14 protein-coding genes are annotated in these 18214 nt (G+C 41.1%); 4 read left to right on the top strand and 10 right to left on the bottom strand.

Annotated elements, in window-relative coordinates:
- Positions 1-11: 11 nt before the first annotated feature.
- The 6 genes from AC5JL8_RS18895 to AC5JL8_RS18870 form a co-directional block, all read right to left on the bottom strand.
- Positions 12-1127: an LptF/LptG family permease gene (locus tag AC5JL8_RS18895; RefSeq protein WP_495881239.1), complete on the bottom strand. Its 1116-nt coding sequence runs from the start codon at positions 1125-1127 to the stop codon at positions 12-14.
- Positions 1128-1357: 230 nt separating this feature from the next.
- On the bottom strand, positions 1358-2086 hold the full coding sequence (lptB, locus tag AC5JL8_RS18890; RefSeq protein WP_495881222.1) for an LPS export ABC transporter ATP-binding protein: 729 nt from the start codon (positions 2084-2086) through the stop codon (positions 1358-1360).
- Positions 2087-2116: 30 nt separating this feature from the next.
- The gene (locus AC5JL8_RS18885) at positions 2117-2614 is read right to left on the bottom strand and encodes an LptA/OstA family protein (protein ID WP_495881221.1); all 498 of its coding nucleotides are present in this window, start codon (positions 2612-2614) and stop codon (positions 2117-2119) included.
- Positions 2615-3174: 560 nt separating this feature from the next.
- Entirely contained in the window at positions 3175-3585 is a 411-nt protein-coding gene (locus tag AC5JL8_RS18880) for a DUF309 domain-containing protein (protein ID WP_495881220.1), read from the bottom strand.
- Positions 3582-3947 (bottom strand): ferredoxin thioredoxin reductase catalytic beta subunit, encoded by a 366-nt coding sequence (locus tag AC5JL8_RS18875; RefSeq protein ID WP_495881238.1) that lies wholly within the window; start codon positions 3945-3947, stop codon positions 3582-3584. The genes AC5JL8_RS18880 and AC5JL8_RS18875 overlap by 4 nt, the downstream gene beginning before the upstream one ends.
- 217 nt (positions 3948-4164) lie before the next feature.
- Positions 4165-5316 (bottom strand): DUF58 domain-containing protein, encoded by a 1152-nt coding sequence (locus tag AC5JL8_RS18870; RefSeq protein WP_495881219.1) that lies wholly within the window; start codon positions 5314-5316, stop codon positions 4165-4167.
- Positions 5317-5562: 246 nt separating this feature from the next.
- Here AC5JL8_RS18870 and AC5JL8_RS18865 point away from each other — a divergent pair, with 246 nt between their 5' ends.
- Positions 5563-6759 carry a type IV pilus twitching motility protein PilT gene (locus AC5JL8_RS18865; RefSeq protein WP_495881218.1) on the top strand — a complete coding sequence of 399 codons (1197 nt, stop codon included), beginning with the start codon at positions 5563-5565 and terminating at the stop codon, positions 6757-6759.
- A 140-nt stretch (positions 6760-6899) separates the two neighbouring features.
- Here AC5JL8_RS18865 and AC5JL8_RS18860 read toward each other — a convergent pair whose 3' ends face one another.
- The 4 genes from AC5JL8_RS18860 to selD all read right to left on the bottom strand — a co-directional run bounded on the left by AC5JL8_RS18860 (position 6900) and on the right by selD (position 13220).
- Positions 6900-7487: a Uma2 family endonuclease gene (locus AC5JL8_RS18860; RefSeq protein WP_495881217.1), complete on the bottom strand. Its 588-nt coding sequence runs from the start codon at positions 7485-7487 to the stop codon at positions 6900-6902.
- Positions 7488-7734: 247 nt separating this feature from the next.
- A complete protein-coding gene (locus tag AC5JL8_RS18855; protein WP_495881216.1) occupies positions 7735-8586 on the bottom strand; it encodes a GIY-YIG nuclease family protein in 852 nt (283 codons plus the stop codon).
- Between the two features lie 249 nt (positions 8587-8835).
- The gene (typA, locus tag AC5JL8_RS18850) at positions 8836-10626 is read right to left on the bottom strand and encodes a translational GTPase TypA (protein ID WP_495881215.1); all 1791 of its coding nucleotides are present in this window, start codon (positions 10624-10626) and stop codon (positions 8836-8838) included.
- A 299-nt stretch (positions 10627-10925) separates the two neighbouring features.
- Positions 10926-13220: a selenide, water dikinase SelD gene (gene selD / locus AC5JL8_RS18845; protein WP_495881214.1), complete on the bottom strand. Its 2295-nt coding sequence runs from the start codon at positions 13218-13220 to the stop codon at positions 10926-10928.
- A gap of 463 nt (positions 13221-13683) precedes the next feature.
- Between selD and AC5JL8_RS18840 the strand changes: the two genes are divergently transcribed.
- The 3 genes from AC5JL8_RS18840 (at position 13684) to AC5JL8_RS18830 (ending at position 18044) form a co-directional block, all read left to right on the top strand.
- A complete protein-coding gene (locus AC5JL8_RS18840) occupies positions 13684-14394 on the top strand; it encodes a pentapeptide repeat-containing protein (RefSeq protein WP_495881213.1) in 711 nt (236 codons plus the stop codon).
- A gap of 211 nt (positions 14395-14605) precedes the next feature.
- On the top strand, positions 14606-16075 hold the full coding sequence (locus tag AC5JL8_RS18835; protein WP_495881212.1) for a pentapeptide repeat-containing protein: 1470 nt from the start codon (positions 14606-14608) through the stop codon (positions 16073-16075).
- A 598-nt stretch (positions 16076-16673) separates the two neighbouring features.
- Positions 16674-18044: a pentapeptide repeat-containing protein gene (locus AC5JL8_RS18830; protein ID WP_495881211.1), complete on the top strand. Its 1371-nt coding sequence runs from the start codon at positions 16674-16676 to the stop codon at positions 18042-18044.
- The last annotated feature ends 170 nt before the right edge of the window (positions 18045-18214 follow it).

Here is an 18214-nt window from a genome sequence, read left to right as displayed (position 1 = left end):
CTGTTCCTTAGTTATCGTTGGGCAACTCGCATTAATAAAAGTGTTCCTACTCCAAAAAAAATAAAGTTGGGTAACCAAGCCCCCATAAAGGGAGAGAGAACACCTGCCTGTCCCATAGCACCACTAATAAAGAAAATTAAGTAGTACGAAAAAATAACTATGACACTAATCCCAAAACTTGTCCCTCGTCCAGTGCGCTGAGGTACGCTTCCCATAGCTGCACCTACCAAGCCAAAAACTACACAGACAAATGGTAAGGATATTTTTTGTTGAATCCGAACTTCAAGTTTACGAATTTTTTGGCGATCGCCACCAAGACGTTCTACAGCTAGTTGTTCTACCGCTTCCGCAATATTCATCTCGCCATAATCCCGGCTTTTTTCTGCCAGACTCAATGGTGTGCGGGGGAGCCGCAATTGTTGGTGTTCAAACCGCAAAATGTTGCGATAGGAGCGATCAGGAGATACTAAATAAATAGTCCCGTTATAAAAATCCCAAACGTTTTGTGTTGCGTTCCACTGGGCTGATTCTGCCACCACAATTTGATTAAGATTTGCTTCAGAACGGTCTATTATTGTCAGACCTTTCATGTTCTTACCATCAAACTGGTCAGCATAAAACAAGCGTGTCAGTATCCTATTTTTAGTACCGTCTTGTTCTTTTGTCTCTCGGTACTCAGGATAAAAAATATTTTGCTGCTTTAACTTTGGTTTGTCTGACTTAAGAGCTTGTTCTAACGTAGTAGCTGCTTGATAATTTGCTGCTGGCGCTATCTGCTCGTTAAACACAAATGTCATTCCTGTGACGATAAAACTCAACATCACAGCTGTCATTACCATGCGATAGACACTCACACCACAGCCACGCAGAGCAATTAGTTCACTCTCGCTAGAAAGACGACTATAAGTCATCAAAGTAGCTAGCAGAGTAGACATGGGAAAGGCTAAAACAATGAAGTTTGGCAGCTTTAATAAGAAAACCTGAATAGCGATGTCTACGGGTAGTCCAGATTCTACTATTTTCCTAACTAAATCAAATACGGCATCAATTGTTACACCAATTGATGAGAAAGCTCCCACCCCAAATAAAAATGGCGGTATCAATTCGCTGGTGAGATAGCGATCCATGATCGTAAAAGGCATCAGCGAATTGAGGGTGTAGAAAGATGTGAGCTTTTTTGAGATCATAGGTAAATTTTAGAATTTAATATCTATAACCTAGACATAGAAAAAGATTTATACCGCATTTAATATCTAGAACAACTTTCCAGTGGCTAATGCAATTAATACTCAGGATTGATATATCAGAAGCAAGGCTCAAGAATCCTCTGGAAAATTATGAATTCATAACTATTGTTTTAGACTTGAAAGTTATCACCCAAGTAATATTGCCGCACGAGCGGGTTATTGTAGAGTTCATTAGCATTACCAAAAGCAAGAATTTGCCCCTCGCGCATGATATAGGCGCGATCGGTGATAGCTAAGGTTTCGCGGACATTGTGATCTGTAATTAGAATACCCATACCGCGATCGCGTAGTCGTGCCACAATTTGCTGAATTTCAGCAACTGCAATTGGATCTACTCCAGCAAAAGGTTCATCCAAAAGTAGAAATTTTGGGCCTTCTCTACCAGCCGCTAAAGCTCTAGCTAATTCCGTCCGGCGTCGCTCACCACCAGAAAGTTGAATTCCTTTACTGTTAGCCACTTTTTCCAAACGAAACTCCCGTAGTAAATTTTGCATTCGCCCCGACCACTCCCAGTGTGGCACATTGGTTTGCTCAAGCACTAGAAGTATGTTGTCTTTTACCGAAAGCTGGCGAAAAACACTGGCTTCCTGGGCCAAATATCCAATACCCAACCGTGCCCGTTTGTGCATTGGCATACCAGTAATATCTAAATTATCTAGCCAGACTTTTCCTTGGTTGGGCTTTTCTAAACCTGTAGCAATGTAAAATGTCGTCGTTTTGCCAGCTCCATTGGGCCCTAATAAACCTACTATTTCTCCTTGGGCAACAGAAAGGCTGACCCGATTGACAATGAGCCGTTTGCCATAAGATTTGTGGATATTCTCTAAAATGATTTTCACGGCTAGTGCGTCCTTTCTTAGTAATTAATGCTAATTAGAACGCTTTAAAGGTGGCGTTTGAGGCGCAGGTTTAGCAGCTTGTCCACCAAGCTGGCCATCTTCTACCATATAAATAGACTCTACCTGACGATTAGATTGGGGTAAGGCCACAAATCGTCCCTCGTCAATGAGATATGTTACTCTCTCCGCCCGCATACTATTGCCACCCTGTTGCAAAATATAGACGTTGCCACTGAAATCAATTCGGCGTTCTTTACTAAAGTATTGTGCTTGGGCAGCTGTTGCCTGAATTTGGCGAGCAGGATACAACATTTGTACGTTGCCGCGAGCAGTTACTACTTGGCTTTTGGCGTCATATTCTTGCACATCAGAGCGGATGGTAAGAGGGCGATTTCCCCCAGAGGTTTGTGCGGTGGCGGTTTGTACTTGGGGAGGAAACGCCATTGCGCCCAAGAGTGTAACGGGTAGCATTAAGGCTAATACACAGCGGTGTATCTGTGAGCTGGGCAGTTGATAGCGCGGCATCATAGCAATTTGCAATTTAAAATTTCAGCTTGTATTCTAATTATCGCAAGTACTTTATCCAGAGGCGAAATATACCATCTGGACTAATTTCGGTTAAATCCTGACTGGCACTATTGACGCTTACCCCAACCTGAAGGTTTCGCTAACAGCCCTCTTTTGGTATTCAGCTTTCAAGAAAACTTGTAATAGTAGTTCTTACAGCATGAGGAGACCAAAGGATAGCCTTCGATTCTTACTGGCTATCTAAAACTGCTAGTTAAGCTTCTTACAGCTTGGTATTTTTTTCAGGGTTACGCAAAATATCTCTCAAACTCTTAATTTCTAGCCTAATCGTGTCAAAAAGGTGCAGGGGTAAGGGTCATCTGCAAGAACCCCTGCATCAGGCTAACCCTTTCGACATTGCAAGACTCACCGGAATGCCTCACCGCTGCGGATGTACGCGTAATTTTTTAGACGTTTCCAAAAATCTTTTATTGTGGGCTTTAAAAAAGTTTTTAGATAATAGTCTTATTTGCGTGTACTTGGTCATATTGCGATCGCCATAACTAGCTAATTGCCAATTTCTAATTCTCTGAGTTAAGTTCCTCATCAATTAGCACAATTCTAGGTAAGGGCAAGGTGTCAGCTTCACCCAGGTCATCATTAGCAATCTTGTCTGGGCCTGCTTTTTGCAATGCTTGCAACAAAGCCGTGCTTTGGTTGAATAATTCTGCTACATCGATGCCACCATAACTTGACGGGTAACTTCGTAGGCGATTGCTGCCTTCTCCCAGTAGAATTACGGAACCTCGCCAGTTATAGTTACTCAGATGATACAATGCCACAGCAATTTGCAGAATACCTTGGTAAAAGGTTTTTTCTGGTTCACTGGCTTCGATCCATAAAGCTTCTAAAGTATCATGACAGGCGTAGAACTGCCCAGAATTGAACTGTTCTACACCTTGCCAAAACTCTTGGGGCATGGTTTCACTCATGCCATACTATCTCGCACTTCTTTGATTGTTTCTAAAAGAATTTCTTGCTGTTCTCCGGCAAACTCATTGTCTGAGGTGAGGAACAACATACAATGACATTCTTTGCGTTCTCGCATAGGTACACAAGGACAGTTCCAATATGCAGCGTTAACCTCAGCTTCTTTGTCTTCGTAATGCCGACAGGGGCACAAAGGCGCACCAAGTTCGTCTTTATGCTTGGCTAGCCCTTCAATGACGACTGCGGTAACCGAGGGTTCAGAGCAGAAGTATGTTCCAGTACGCTTGGCGTATTGCTCGGAAAAATGCCGCATTGCCTCTAGGCTTTTATCGCTAGATTTTGTGTTAACTTCTTCTGATGAGATCATTAAATCAGCCGCTCATAATTTAAATATTTCTTTGCATTGTACATCAGCCTTACTGGGCTATTGCTGGGGATATTTCCCCAACCTTACCAACTAAACTTAACCTACATTTGCTCAAAGGCTTGTATGCCTTGGTTGCTGGGATCAAAAAAAATCTTGGTAATCACAGAAGCTTAACTTTTAATCATAGTGGCAAAATTTTGTATGGTATGCATCACTAATGCAATGATTTTTGTAGTTGGGGTTGGAGTTCTTGTTCGCTTTGCAAGATGATGCCAGAGTAATCTTGATTGACTACCATTTGTTCTGACGGTGAAGAATGCCACAAAACCCAGCGGCTACCTAAAGCAAGCGAAGAAAGACTTAGGGCGTTTTGTGTTAGCCAAATCAAGGGGTAGCCTTCAGGAATAGGTGTGCTAGCGTCTTCTTGGGCAGTAGTTGCTGCTAAGGCTTCTTGAACCACGCGATCGCCTTTAACTAAACCTGTAAGTGCTGTCCACAGTTGCACCTGCATCTGTTGGCGCTGGGCATAAAAATATAGTGATGCTGCGGCTATTACAGCTTGTTCAAAGTTCTCTTCTTCCCAATTAGCAGCGCTATCAAGAGCAATAATGATTTCTTGTCCACCTGTGACTATTTCTAACTCCCGTACTCTTAATTCGCCGTAGCGGGCGCTGGTGCGCCAGTGGATGAGGCGGATGGGATCTCCAAGACGGTAGGGACGTAGCGATCGCACAAGTCCTGTTGTCGCTGTTTGCAAGGGTCTAGCACGAGGATCGCTTCTAGTACTATCTTTTTGCCCCATTTCATCGACTAAGGGGCAGCGAGCCAGGGGTAATACTGTAGGATAGACAATTGCTGTTGCTGGACAGTGGCGCTGACGACGACACCAAAACAATCCCAAAGGCGCACCACTCACCAATTCTACTGTGTGCCAACGATAGACACCCCGGCGCTGGGTAGGATGATAGTATACCCAACGGTAATTTTCTTGAGGGGAAATTGTCTCTATTGCCTTGGTTACTGGTTTTCCCAAAATAAAGGGCAGTATATCCTCAACTTGCAGCAAGCTTACAGTCCGCTGTGTCTGGTTATAGATTTCTAATTCGACTGTCAGCTCATCTCCTGCTGTCACAGGTTCGATGGGGCGGCGTTTGACAACTAAACCTGAAAGCGATCGCGGTGGTAAGACGGCTGCTACGCCTAACAGCGCAAAACTGACTCCGCTGATCGCGTATAGCCAGCCTGCCATTGTATTAATAGCAGCCCCAAAAAAACAAATAGCTATTCCTGCTAGCACCCAACCGCTGTATGCAGGGGCACAAGCGCGGGTTTGTAACCAGTTGATGGCGGGTGTGATGATTTTCATAATTCCTTTCTAGCCCAACGATGCCTAAAATTCATAGTAATTCAGGGTTTTACTAAAGAATTTATGAAGACCATCTCTAAAACAAGACATTTACCTACGTAAACGGTAGATTAATCATCTAAGTAAGAGTACGGTTGACGTAAATAAAACCAGTTAACCTGATGCAGTGGTTTAACTGTGTATTTTTTATGTCAAGACTAAGTTTAAACGTTGCTTTTAACCTGATATCTGCCAAAGGAAGCGCTAATGGATGTCACATCACAGTTACCCATTCCTCTACCACCTCCTCCACTACCCCCACAGCGGCTACATAAAAAGATAGTTTCAATTCAGAAGATGGTACGCGATGCGTATAAGCAGCAAGCCTCTGATATCCATATTCGTGTAGGAGAGTTACCGCGATTTCGAGTTCGGGGTCAGATGGAGGTATATGAGTTAGCAGAGGTAGTAACACCAAAAATTTTTGAAGCGTACTTGAATGAGATTCTTACTCCTTCAGGACAACAACGATTTGCTAAAACCAAAGAACTTGATACGGCGATTGTTTATCCTGGGTTTTTGCGCTGTCGTGTCAACTGTTTTCAAACTCTAACTGGTGGTGCAATAGTTCTGCGGTTAATTACACTACACGTCCCAAGTATAGATAGCTTGGGGCTACCACCGATTCTCAAAGATATTATTAACAAAAAACAAGGATTAATTTTAGTTACAGGGCCAACTGGGTCGGGAAAGTCTACAACTATAGCGTCAATGATTCGCTATCTCAACGAGACAGTACAAAAACACATCATCACTATTGAAGACCCAATAGAATATGTTCACACTTCCCAAAATTGCTTGATTAGTCAACGGGAAGTAGGTTTGCATACCCATGACTTTCATGATGCTTTGCGAGGGGTATTACGGGAAGACCCAGATGTAATTTTAGTTGGAGAAGTGCGCGATCGCATTACTGTAGATACTGCCCTAAAAGCGGCACAAACGGGTCACTTAGTCTTAGGCACTCTCCATTCTAAAGATACTATTGGGGCAATTAATCGCTTACTCAACATCTATAACCCAGATGAACAAGCAGTAATGCGTATGCAAATTGTCGAGTCACTGGTTGCTGTTGTTGCCCAAAGGTTACTATCCACGACAGATGGTAGCCGCTGTGCAGCTATGGAAATTTTGCTCAATACGCCCACAATGCAAGATTACTTACTCAAGGGTGAAGAAGCAGAAGCTTATCAACTTATGGAAACTAGCAGCAAAGAAGGTATGAAAGTAATGAATGATGCCCTTTGCGAGTTGATGCTAAATGGTCAAATTACTTTTGAGGATGCTTACAATATCTCGCCGGATATCGGTGATTTGCGTCGTCGTGCCCGCAATGATGGTCTAGATCCATCTCGTTCTACACGACGTGATGCTTACACTGCTTATAGCTATAGCCCACGTTGAGGGAAGTGCTGAGTGGGTGCTGAAATTATCCCTCGGTCTTGAGAACGGGGGATTTCGTGGTCATAGGGAATAATATATTAAAAAAGCCCCAATAACTTCTTTTCCTATTTAAAGCTATCTAGAAAACTTAGGTAATGATGTCAATTTTTCCGCTGTAACCAAGCAAAAACTTCATCAACAGAGAGTGTCAATTTTAAATCTTTTAACACTGTTAATATATCTTTTCCTATTAACAAATCAGGCAAAGAATTAGGCTGATAAACTAAAATAGAGCGTTCACTTGGGTCAATTAACCATCCTAGCTGACTGCCATTTCTCAAACAGTGTAAAATATTGCCAGTTACTTTAGTTTGACTTTGAGCCGGGGAAAGAATTTCTATTACCCAATCGGGTGCAAAATCAATACCACTGCTAATAATTTCACCGCTTTCATCCAGTGGTAGTTTATTGCTGGAGATAACAACTACATCAGGAACTACTGAACGATTACCGCAGGTACAGCGCAATTCAGGAAAGGCTTCGTAGTTACTTCCCAACCCATCAATGACTGAAACTAAACGTTTTTGTAATAAACTGTGTTTAGCCCCTCCCATAGGTTTCTGAATTGCCTCTCCATTAATATATTCCCAAGCTGGTGACTCCTCAATGTATGGAAGTTTTAAGAACTCCTCTAAAGTGGTGCTTTTTGGAACTGTAGTTTTTCCTTGCGTCAACCCAATATTTTTCATAGTTTGGTTACAAGCAAAAGCAGGTTAGCCATTGGAACAAGTAGCATTTTGAGATCAACATTGTTCTAGTCTTCCCTTTCTAGTATAGGCTGAAGCTTTAACTAGTCTTGAGCGATCACCTCCTAACTTTAACTCCAGCCAATAACTTTTATTCTGTTTGTTGCACGGTAGTATCGGACTGCTGGCACTGGCAACTTAGATTAATAATCTAAATGCATCATTCAGCGCTTCATCGTTTGGAAAAGCATTATCTAGTTAAATTCAGTAGAGTTTCACAAAAATCTGATTTACTGCAATTGGTTAATCCAGTTCTTAAATACTTAATTGAAAATTCCTTAAAGCCTGGGTGCTCGTTTAAGAAAATACGGTAGAAAGTAGCCTGATTCCCAGAGAGAACATAATCTTCCATCCCACCCTGTCCAACATAGTTAATCCAACGTGCCTGAAACTTTACTTCTAAGAAATATAGTGTTGAGTATTGCTTCCACTCTGACTCAAGATTATTCTCATATTCATATAAAGCATCTTTCCAAGTACCACTAGAAATTATAAATGTTGGAGAATGATATTTAATAGCATTTTCAGCCATGTGGATTTTTTCAAGACTGAAGTAGAATCCTGACGTTCCATCTGAAGACTTTGGTACGTAATATTCACCTAACTTATTTAATTGGACATAGATAGGCCCATAATAAGTGCGATGTCTCGATTGAAATGGTGTCTTAGGTAGGGAATTTGCTGTGTAATTAAACCTTGTTTTTGAATTCTCTATTAAATAACTTTCGAGTTGAGACAGAAAAAGTACTAGCTCAGATTTAGGCATTAATGGTGCTTGCCAATAGCGGATTTTGACATCTTTTTGACCACACTCGTCAACAAGTTGCTCAAAGGCAGTTTTTCGATGATGTCCAATAAAACGAGTTTTTAAAGATCCGGCTTGACCTATATAAGCTGTAGGCTCTTGATCTGTACCTATAAAATAAATGCCTCCGCATGTGGGAAGCAATTTTTTATCAATGTATAAAATCCAGGGAAGTTTAGTTACGTTAATAGATTTAGCAGTGGCAATAATTTTAGAGGGGTATACTTTCTGTTTCATTGTTTGATGTACAGCTAGCTATATTGCAAAGGATTTCAATCAGCCATTACTATTTCTAGAATGCCCAAAATTTCCTTACGTATAACCCAACTCATTGCTAGACATTTGACAAAATTAATTTCTAAGCTAGATCCGGCTATGAAGTTCAGGTGTATGAAACGTTATCATTTAATCCCTTGAAAAATGGTGTCAATAACAAAATAAAAAGCCCGCAGATGCGGGCTTTTTAAATCAATTAAGTAATTTTGCTTACCGTTTCGCCAGTTTCTTCGACATCTTGCGTAAACGAATCGATTGGGGTGTAACTTCCACTAATTCATCTGGGCCGATGTACTCTAAAGCACGCTCTAGGCTCATTTCTACTGGTGCTTGCAACTGTACTAGTTCATCACCACCAGCAGCCCGGTGGTTGGTAAGCTGCTTAGTCTTACAGATATTCAGTTCTAAGTCTTGCGGACGATTGTGTTCTCCCACAATCATGCCTCTGTAAACTTTAGTACCTGGAGTAATAAAGAACACACCTCTATCTTCAGCGTTTCTCATGGCGTAGAAGGTAGAAACACCTTCTTCAAAGGAGATTAAAACACCTTTGTTCCGGGCTTCAATATCGCCACTGAGTTGTCGGTAATCTAGGAAACTGTGGTTCATGATACCTTCGCCACGAGTCATCCGCATAAATTCACCCCGGAAACCAATCAATCCACGGGCAGGGATGACAAACTCTAGCTGAGTGCGATCATTACTACCAGGTTGCATATCTTGCATTTCGCCCTTGCGTTGTCCCAAGCGTTCGATACAACTACCAACAGCGTCTGCGGGGATATCCAAAACTAGAAGTTCGTAAGGTTCACAAGGTTGCCCATTGACTTCGCGGTAAATTACCTGTGGCTGGGATACTTGAAACTCATAGCCTTCCCGACGCATGGTTTCGATTAAGATACCCAGGTGTAGTTCTCCACGACCAGAAACCAGGAATTTATCAGGAGAATCAGTTTCTTCAACACGCAAAGCGACGTTAGTTTCTAATTCTCGCAGTAGGCGATCGCGTATTTGCCGCGATGTTACCAACTTTCCTTCTTGACCAGCAAAAGGTGAATCATTCACCCAGAAGGTCATTTGCAAGGTTGGCTCATCGACCTTAATTAATGGTAAAGCTTGCGGTTCGTTGGGGTCTGTAATCGTTTCCCCGATATTGGCATCAGCAAAGCCAGCCACGGCGACAATATAACCTGCGGATGCTTCTTCCATGTCCACCCGCTTTAGCCCTTCAAAGCCCATCAATTTGGTAATTTTGGCTTTGACAATTGAGCCATTTTCTGTTATAAGTGCCGCTTGTTGCCCAGCACGGATGATACCGTTGTGAATTCTACCAATGACAATTCGTCCCAGATATTCAGAATAATCTAGGGTTGTGACTTGCAATTGCAGGGGCTTGTTGATATCACCTACTGGTGGTGGAACGTGTTGCAGAATCGCGTTAAACAGAGGCTGCATATCTACCGATTCTGCTTCCATGCTTTCCTTCGCATAACCTCCCATACCGGAGGCAAACAGATAGGTAAAATCACATTGGTCTTCATCTGCCCCTAATTCTAGAAACAGATCTAATACTTTATCAACAGCAACGTGGGGGTCAGCTTGGGCACGGTCAATTTTGTTGACAACAACGATGGGGCGCAGACCCTTTTCCAAAGCTTTTTTCAGTACAAAGCGTGTTTGGGGCATGGGGCCTTCGTTGGCATCGACAATCAGAAGACATCCGTCAACCATGCCAAGTACGCGTTCAACTTCACCGCCGAAGTCAGCGTGTCCAGGAGTATCGACAATATTGATTAAGGTATCTTTATACCTAACCGCTGTGTTTTTAGACAGAATTGTAATTCCTCGTTCACGTTCCAAGGCGTTGGAGTCCATGACGCAATCCGGAACGTCTTCACCTTCTCGGAAAATGCCGGATTGTTTGAGGAGTGCATCAACCAGGGTGGTCTTGCCGTGGTCAACGTGGGCAATAATGGCGACGTTGCGAATTGGGAGCGTCATAGAGGCTTTTGGTGAACTTTAGAGGGAGTTTTTAGATTTACATTAGTGAATGCTAGGCTTTTCTAACAGAACTGGGGATGATCAGCAAATTCTGTAAAGAAGCTTTAATAATTCTAGCGTAATCGTCACAATTCCGGGGCGTTTTGTAAACGCCGTCGAGCCAGGAAATGAGCAAGAAATGAGGCAGATTGTTGAACAAGTGTAAGGGTAGCACCTCTTGGGAGAATATACCTATTTAAGGACATCTTTTAATAGCTGTGCCAAAATTAACGCCAAGCTTATGTTTTAACGAATCTGAATTAGAAGATATAGACTAATTTTCCAATTTCGCTATCAAGTGCAACCGAGGGCGTGACACGACCAATAACACAGCTATGCTTATATCCCAAAGTTTGGAGTGCGGCTAAACAGCTATTAGCTTGTTCCTTGGAAAGGGAGGCTAAAAGACCGCCAGATGTTTGCGGGTCAAATAATAGCGGATAATTAGGGTGAGACTGAACTGACACCAAATTATGAATATAATTCGCAGCCTGCAAGTTATCTGGATGCAGTGAGCTAAAAATTCCTTGTTGTATAGTCTCCCTTGCACCTTCTAAAATCGGTATAGCGTCAAGTTGCAATTCTACAGCGACACCAGAAGCTTGCACCATTTCCATCAAGTGTCCCAGCAAGCCAAAGCCTGTGACATCAGTACAAGCGGTGACTCCATGTTGTAACAAACAATCAGCAGCAGCTTGATTTGATAACAGCATTGATTCCACAGCACGATCAATCCAACGTCCTTTAGCTTGGCGACGCATATCAGCAGCAAATAATGTCCCGGTTCCCAGTGCTTTGGTTAAAATTAGCACCTGTTTGGGTTGCATCCCAGCTTTGCGTAATAGCTTGTCGGGATGAACAACACCGTTACAAGATAATCCAAAAGCTAATTTTGCACCTTCACTAGTATGTCCGCCAATTAAGGGTGCGTTTGCTTGGTTGAGTACCTTCACAGCACCAGATAATAATTGATAAAAAGTTTCTGCAACTTTAGCTGGTGCAGCGTAGGGAATGGTGGCGATCGCTAATGTACTATGAGCTACAGCCCCCATTGCAAAAATATCACTCAAGCAATGATTGGCGCTAATTTGCCCAAAAATATAAGGGTCATTAATTAAAGTAGGAAAAAAATCAATCGTCTGCACCATCAACTGATCGGTTGGTATCTGCACTGCCGCTGCGTCATCAGGTGTATTTAAACCAATAATTATATCTTTTCTATCTTCCCCAACTCGCTGTTCGTGCTGGATACGATACAAAACTCGTTCTAAAACTGTACTGCCAACTTTAGAACCACATCCAGCGCAACGCATCGCTAGGGATTGCGTATTTGTTTGAGAGTCAAAATCTTTTCCTAACCCCCAGTCCCCAATTCCCAATCCCCTACTAAAGCGTTCCATAAAGCGGCGGTCAATCCAATCTTTCCAACGCCACAAGAGTTTGTGAGGTGGTAAAGTAAATGCACCTTTTGTTGCGATCGCCTGTCCATCTCCTGTACCAATTAAACTTAGATATTCTTTCTGTGGTTTATAAGGTTTGAGAGGCTTATCTAATAAAAACCGCTGTAAGTTCTCAAACAAAGGCTTACCTTGTCGCACAGCAAATACCCCAGCTTTCGGACGGGGATGATTTACCATTGTGGCAATGTCACCCGTTGCAAATACATAAGGGTGCGTTAGCGATTGTAAAGCATCGTTTACCAAAATAAAGCCTTGTTCATCAGTGCCTAGTCCAGTTGTTTCTAACCACTGGGGTGCAGATGCTTGTGTTACCCAGAAAACTTTGTTGCACTCTATAGTTAACCCAGATTGGCATTTAACTTTTAATGCTTCTTGATTTTCCTTGTTTTCGCAAGGTTCAACTTTACAGACGGTTTCCGCCAGATGTAGCGAGATACCGCGCTTGATTAAAATTTGCTTAACTTGATGCCGCACTGACTGATGATACTTCGGCATCAGTTCCTGATCGCGTTGGAATAAATGAATGTCTACAGTTCCCAACTGATGCACAATTCGGTGTAAATGTGCTTGCATTGACAGCGCTAATTCTACACCGCCTGCACCTCCACCTGCGATCGCAATGCCAATTGGTTCTTCGGGATTTTCCGCAACGCTTTCCAGTAGCTGATACCAATGTTCTAGCAGTTGCGACACTGGTTTAGCTGGAATCACATATTCTGCTGCACCTGATACAGATATTGTGGCTGGAGTGCTGCCAATATCAACAGACAACAAATCAAAATTTACAGGTGGACGGTTAGCACAAATTACTTTGTTATTTTCCAAATCCAAACCAACTACTTCGTCAATATACAATTGCGCTTGGGCAAAGTTGGCTAATGGTCGTAAATCAATATGGCATTCGTTATGGCTATAAAATCCAGCAATATGTCCTGGCAACATCCCCGAATAAGGTGTATCTGAGGCTGTAGTAATCAAAGTTAAACGAACACCCGGTAACGGTTTCATGCCAAACATCCTTAGTACAATGGCATGGCTGTGTCCGCCACCAATCAGCACTAAGTCTTTCAATATTGGCTGTAAATCTTGCTGCATTTCAATATTTCAGCAATTGCTTTTACTTTGTCTGCTGTGTGCTAATGAATTATTTTTAAAAGCAAGTATTACTATTAAAAACCAACTATTTATAGATAGAAGTTTTCTATAATAATTTCTAATTAAAAGTATTTTTTTACTATTAATAAATCAAAAACATATTATGAGATACTTACATTAAATTCACCAGTCTTTTCCGAAAAGCCTTTAAATTTAGACCAAACAGATGAATTCAAAAGCTGTATTATCCGTGATGAATCAAAGATATCATAAGAATTACAGCGCTTATTAGGAGTGAGTGTTAACTGTACTGTAAGTATATACCATTTTTTGTAAATTTTGTCTACTTGCTTAGAATTTATACAGTAAATTTTTGCTGATTTTCTCGAAATTATGAAAAATAATTTTGGTTATGTTGATATTAATTATAAATGCCCATCGCAAAGTCAAAAACTTTTTAAGTATGCATAAAGAATTAATAGTAAATTTCTACCGTAAGGTAGTTGCCAACCAGCAACAAGCAAAATATCTTGCAAGACACTTACCAAAACGACGCTTAAAGTTAGCAATTGAACAGCTGGCTCATCAAAACAGAGAAGTTCGTTTGGCTGTAATTCATGATTTAGAGCAAATTGCTCAGGATTATCCAAAATTACGTTGGCAAGTTATTGAAAGCCTCAGTAATTTTGTGCGTAATCATGCTGCTTACAGACCTGAAGCAGTAGTCAGGGGCAACTTATTATCAACAATAAGTGCAGAGATTCAAACTGCCCTAACTGTTTTGGGTAGAAGATATACCAATCAATATCCAGACGATGAGCAACTAGATTTAAGTTGTACAGACCTTAGAGGCGCTAACCTTTGTGGCGCTAACCTACAACAAGCAAACCTCTATCAAGTTAATCTTTCACAAGCTAACCTCTGTGGGGCTAACCTTTCTGGAGTAATTTTAAGTGCAGCCAATTTACAAGGAGCTAACCTTGCTGGAGCTAACCTCCAGGAGGCAATTCTGAGTGCAGCTAACTTAGAAGGAGCTAACCTAACTGGGGCAAACTTACATCGAGCAAACCTTTATTTAGCCAAGCTGCACAGGGCAAATATTAAGGATGCGATACTTAGCGAGGCGAACTTGAGAGAAGCAGAATTTCCGGGGATAGATACACTAAGCATGTGACATCCTCTATTGAATTTGGGCTGCTCTGGTCAATAAGTTTGCAAATGCAAGTGACAATTGCATAATTGGTCTACTAAACAATATTAAATCCTTTGAGAGGCTGTAGAATCATTTAAGTCTTCTAGAACATATGCAAATATTAAGCTAAATGCTATACTAGTTTTCCCCATAGTCTAAGTAATAATCCTGACCTATGAGGAATATTTCTGCTATGTCTGCTAACAAGACAGGCGTACTCTCGAAATGGTTGATAGCTACAACAGTTATATTTGCTTTGTCATTGACTTTAATTTTCTTTGCATTGTCCAGTATTCGGGAATTGTCAATTCAACAACAAATTCAATATGGGATTCAAGCATTAACAACTGCTGCAATAATTTTTTTAGGATTGGCAGTAATAATTAATGCTTATTATGGAGCGCAGTGTGCCCAAGCTTTGCATAAAAGTGCGATCGCTGCCGAGAAAAACATTGAAATTGGCATTCAAAATACAAAAATATCTCAAGATAAGCTGATTGCAGAACGTTTTATGAGCGCGATCGCACAGCTTGGGCATGAGAAAATTGAAACCCGCGCAGGTGCAATTTATGCATTAGAGCGAGTCTCGCAGGATTTTCCTGAAGAACACTGGACAATCATGGAAATCCTCACTGCTTTTGTGCGCGAGAATACTTCCATCAAAGAAAAAGAGCAATCAAGGCATGAAGATTCGGCGCTGGCACAGTTTGACAAACACAAAGCTGAGACTTATCGTACACAGCAGCCAGACCTGAATTTTCATCCAGAATCAACAAAAATTCGCACAGATATTCAAGTCGCTCTGACAGTCATCACTAGGCGTAATTCACTGCAAGACCGAGAAAATCAGAAACTGGATTTACGTAATACAGACATCAGAGGAGCAGACTTGCTAGAAGCAAACTTAGAAGGGTTAGATTTGCGTGGTTCTAACCTGTCTGGCGCAGATTTACGTGGTTGCAACTTGATTGGTGCAGACCTTGATGGAGCTAAACTCACTGCTTCTATCCTTTATGAAGCTAACTTGCGGGGAGCAAACCTGCGCGGAGCTAACCTTTGTTGGGCCAACCTCAATCGAGCGAACCTTACAGGAGCAAACCTGCGGGGAGCGAACCTCACGGGAGCAAGTCTGCGTGCAGCCAATTTCCAAGGAGCAAACCTCTATAAAGCCAACTTACAACAGGCAATTTTGAAACTAGCCAACCTCTCTGGAGCAAAGTTATTTTTAGCTAACTTACAAGGAGCAAAGCTTGGTAAAGCCAACTTACAACATACAGGTTTGATTGGAGCTAACCTAAATGGAGCAAATTTGAATGGTGCTAATCTATGTGGCGCTAACTTGAATGCAGCTAAACTCCAGCAGACAGAGGTATATTTTGCCAACCTCTCAGAAGCCAGCTTGACGGAAGCTAATTTATATCGAGCTAACCTCATAGGAGCTAACCTTTCTAGAGCAATCCTTGATCAAGCCAATCTACATGAGGCAAATCTCATGGGAGCTAATCTTTCTGGGGCAAACCTCTGTGATGTCAAATTAGAAGGGGCAATTCTCACAGGAGCCAAAAATCTAGAATTACATCAGATTACAGTAGCACTCGGCGATCGCACAACTCGCCTGCCGGATTATGTCGAAGTACCAACACATTGGCGACAATCCAGCTAAGTTAACATCGCATCAATTAGTTATCTGGGTGCATCTTCCAATTTTGAGATAAGTGCTAGAGTTTTTACCAAAAATATCCATACTAAACTAAATTCAAGAGATAAAAAATAATCTCACAGTAATTTTCAAATGTATTAACATCATTTTGACCTGATGTATAAACTTGCGATCATTAGCATATTTCACTTTAACATCGCTATAAATAAGCAGCAGGGAAGCAGGGCAGAATAATTTGTAGTGGTAAAACAAAGAATTACTATCAATTTACTTATAGCGGATTTCAAGTTAGTAAAGTACACAATTAATTCTCAAAGCCAGGTATTAAGCCTGTTGTAATTCAGAATTATGCTGTGTGTCTGATAGCAAACAGACGCGTTTATAAAGTGATTAGTAAGTGTCTGAGCGAAAGTTGGCATTAAATTCAAAGTAGTAGCTATTAAAATTTGGATAATTATAGTTTGTTCTATTACTTATAAGTAAATATATATAGATTTTAAAGCTGTTAAATTAATGAGGTTAGCAAGTCAGTATTTTCACTGTACTAAAATACTACAACAAATCATACTATGGCATAATCTAATTTACCAAGGAGCCAGAGATGAAGACTAATGATATGTCTTTGATCAAGACAAATGAACTCACTAGTTTGTCTTTGGGGATCACAGTTATATTTATTGTGTCATTAACTCTAATTTTCCTATCCTTTTCAAGTGTTCAGGGGCTAGCAACTGAGCAAAAAATTGAAACTCTAACTAAAGTAATCACAACAATTGCCATATTTGCTTGGGGATTGGCAATTAGCATTAATGCTTACTATACTTCAAGGCTCTCTCTAGCTATAGATCAAAGTGCATTAGCACAAATATCTTCAGGATTAATAGCGTGGGAAAAGCAGAAAGAAGTTAACATTAATTACACAGAAACAAATTCAGAAGATTTTATTAGAGAACGCTTTTCTCAAGCAATAGAACATTTAGGACATGAAAAAATTGAAACGCGATTTGCTGCAATATATGCATTAGAAAGGATTGCCAGAGAATCTTCCAAAGATCATTGGACAATTATGGAAATTCTTGCTGCTTATATCCGAGAACATGCCCCAGTACGCCGGGAAGCTGAGGCTGATTTACAAGAAGTATCAAAAATTCCTACTGATATTCAAATAGCGCTTACAGTCCTTGGCAGACGCAATTCATTACAAGATTTAGCAAATCAAAAGCTAGATTTACGTGATATAGATATCAGTGGCGCAGACCTCATGGAAGCCAACCTTTCTGGAGCTATCCTGATAGGAGCTAATCTGCAATGGGTAAATCTTATAGGAGCCAATCTTTCTGAGGCAAACCTAACGGAAGCCAATCTCTGTGGAGCAGTTCTTTATGAAGCCAACTTAGAAAAGGCAACTCTCCCGGAAGCCAATCTTCAAGAAGCAGTTCTTAGAAAAGTGAATCTATCTAAAGCCGTACTTTATGAAGCTGATTTGGCAGGGGCAATTCTTTATGATGCCAATCTACAAGGAGCAAGTCTTTATAACGCTAACTTGGAAGACGCAATCCTGTGTGACGCCAACTTAGAAGGAGCTAACTTGGAGGGAAGCAACCTTATAGGGGCAAACCTGATTGGAAGTAATTTACAAGGAGCAAAACTGATTGGAGCAAACTTAGAAGGTGTATTACTTAGTACAGCCAATCTACAACAGGCAAATTTATATGAAGCTAACCTACAACAAGCAAACTTTTATGAAGCTAACCTACAACAGGCAATTTTAATTGGAGCTAACTTAGAACAAGCAATCCTCCAGAAAGCCAAAATTTTTGGAGCAGATATGACCAGATCAGAAAACTTAGAACTACAACAACTTGAATTGGCGATTGGCGATCGCACAACCATTCTGCCACAAAATCTTCAACTACCTGAACATTGGTGCCAACAAACAGCTGACCTTTCAACCTCAGAAGCTGAAACTTAAATTAATAGATGTTAAAGGCAATACTTGCAGTTTCTTTGTTGGTAATGGTTAGGGGTTAATTGCTACTCACACATCACTCATTACTGCTTACCTAGTAACCAATGCAAAATACCATCAAAGTTATTGCCTATCCTAGTAGTATGCTTGCCATCAGAACAAAGGATCGTGTT

The sequence above is a fragment of the Mojavia sp. genome (assembly GCF_059505145.1).
This window is presented reverse-complemented; position numbering and strand designations above follow the sequence as displayed.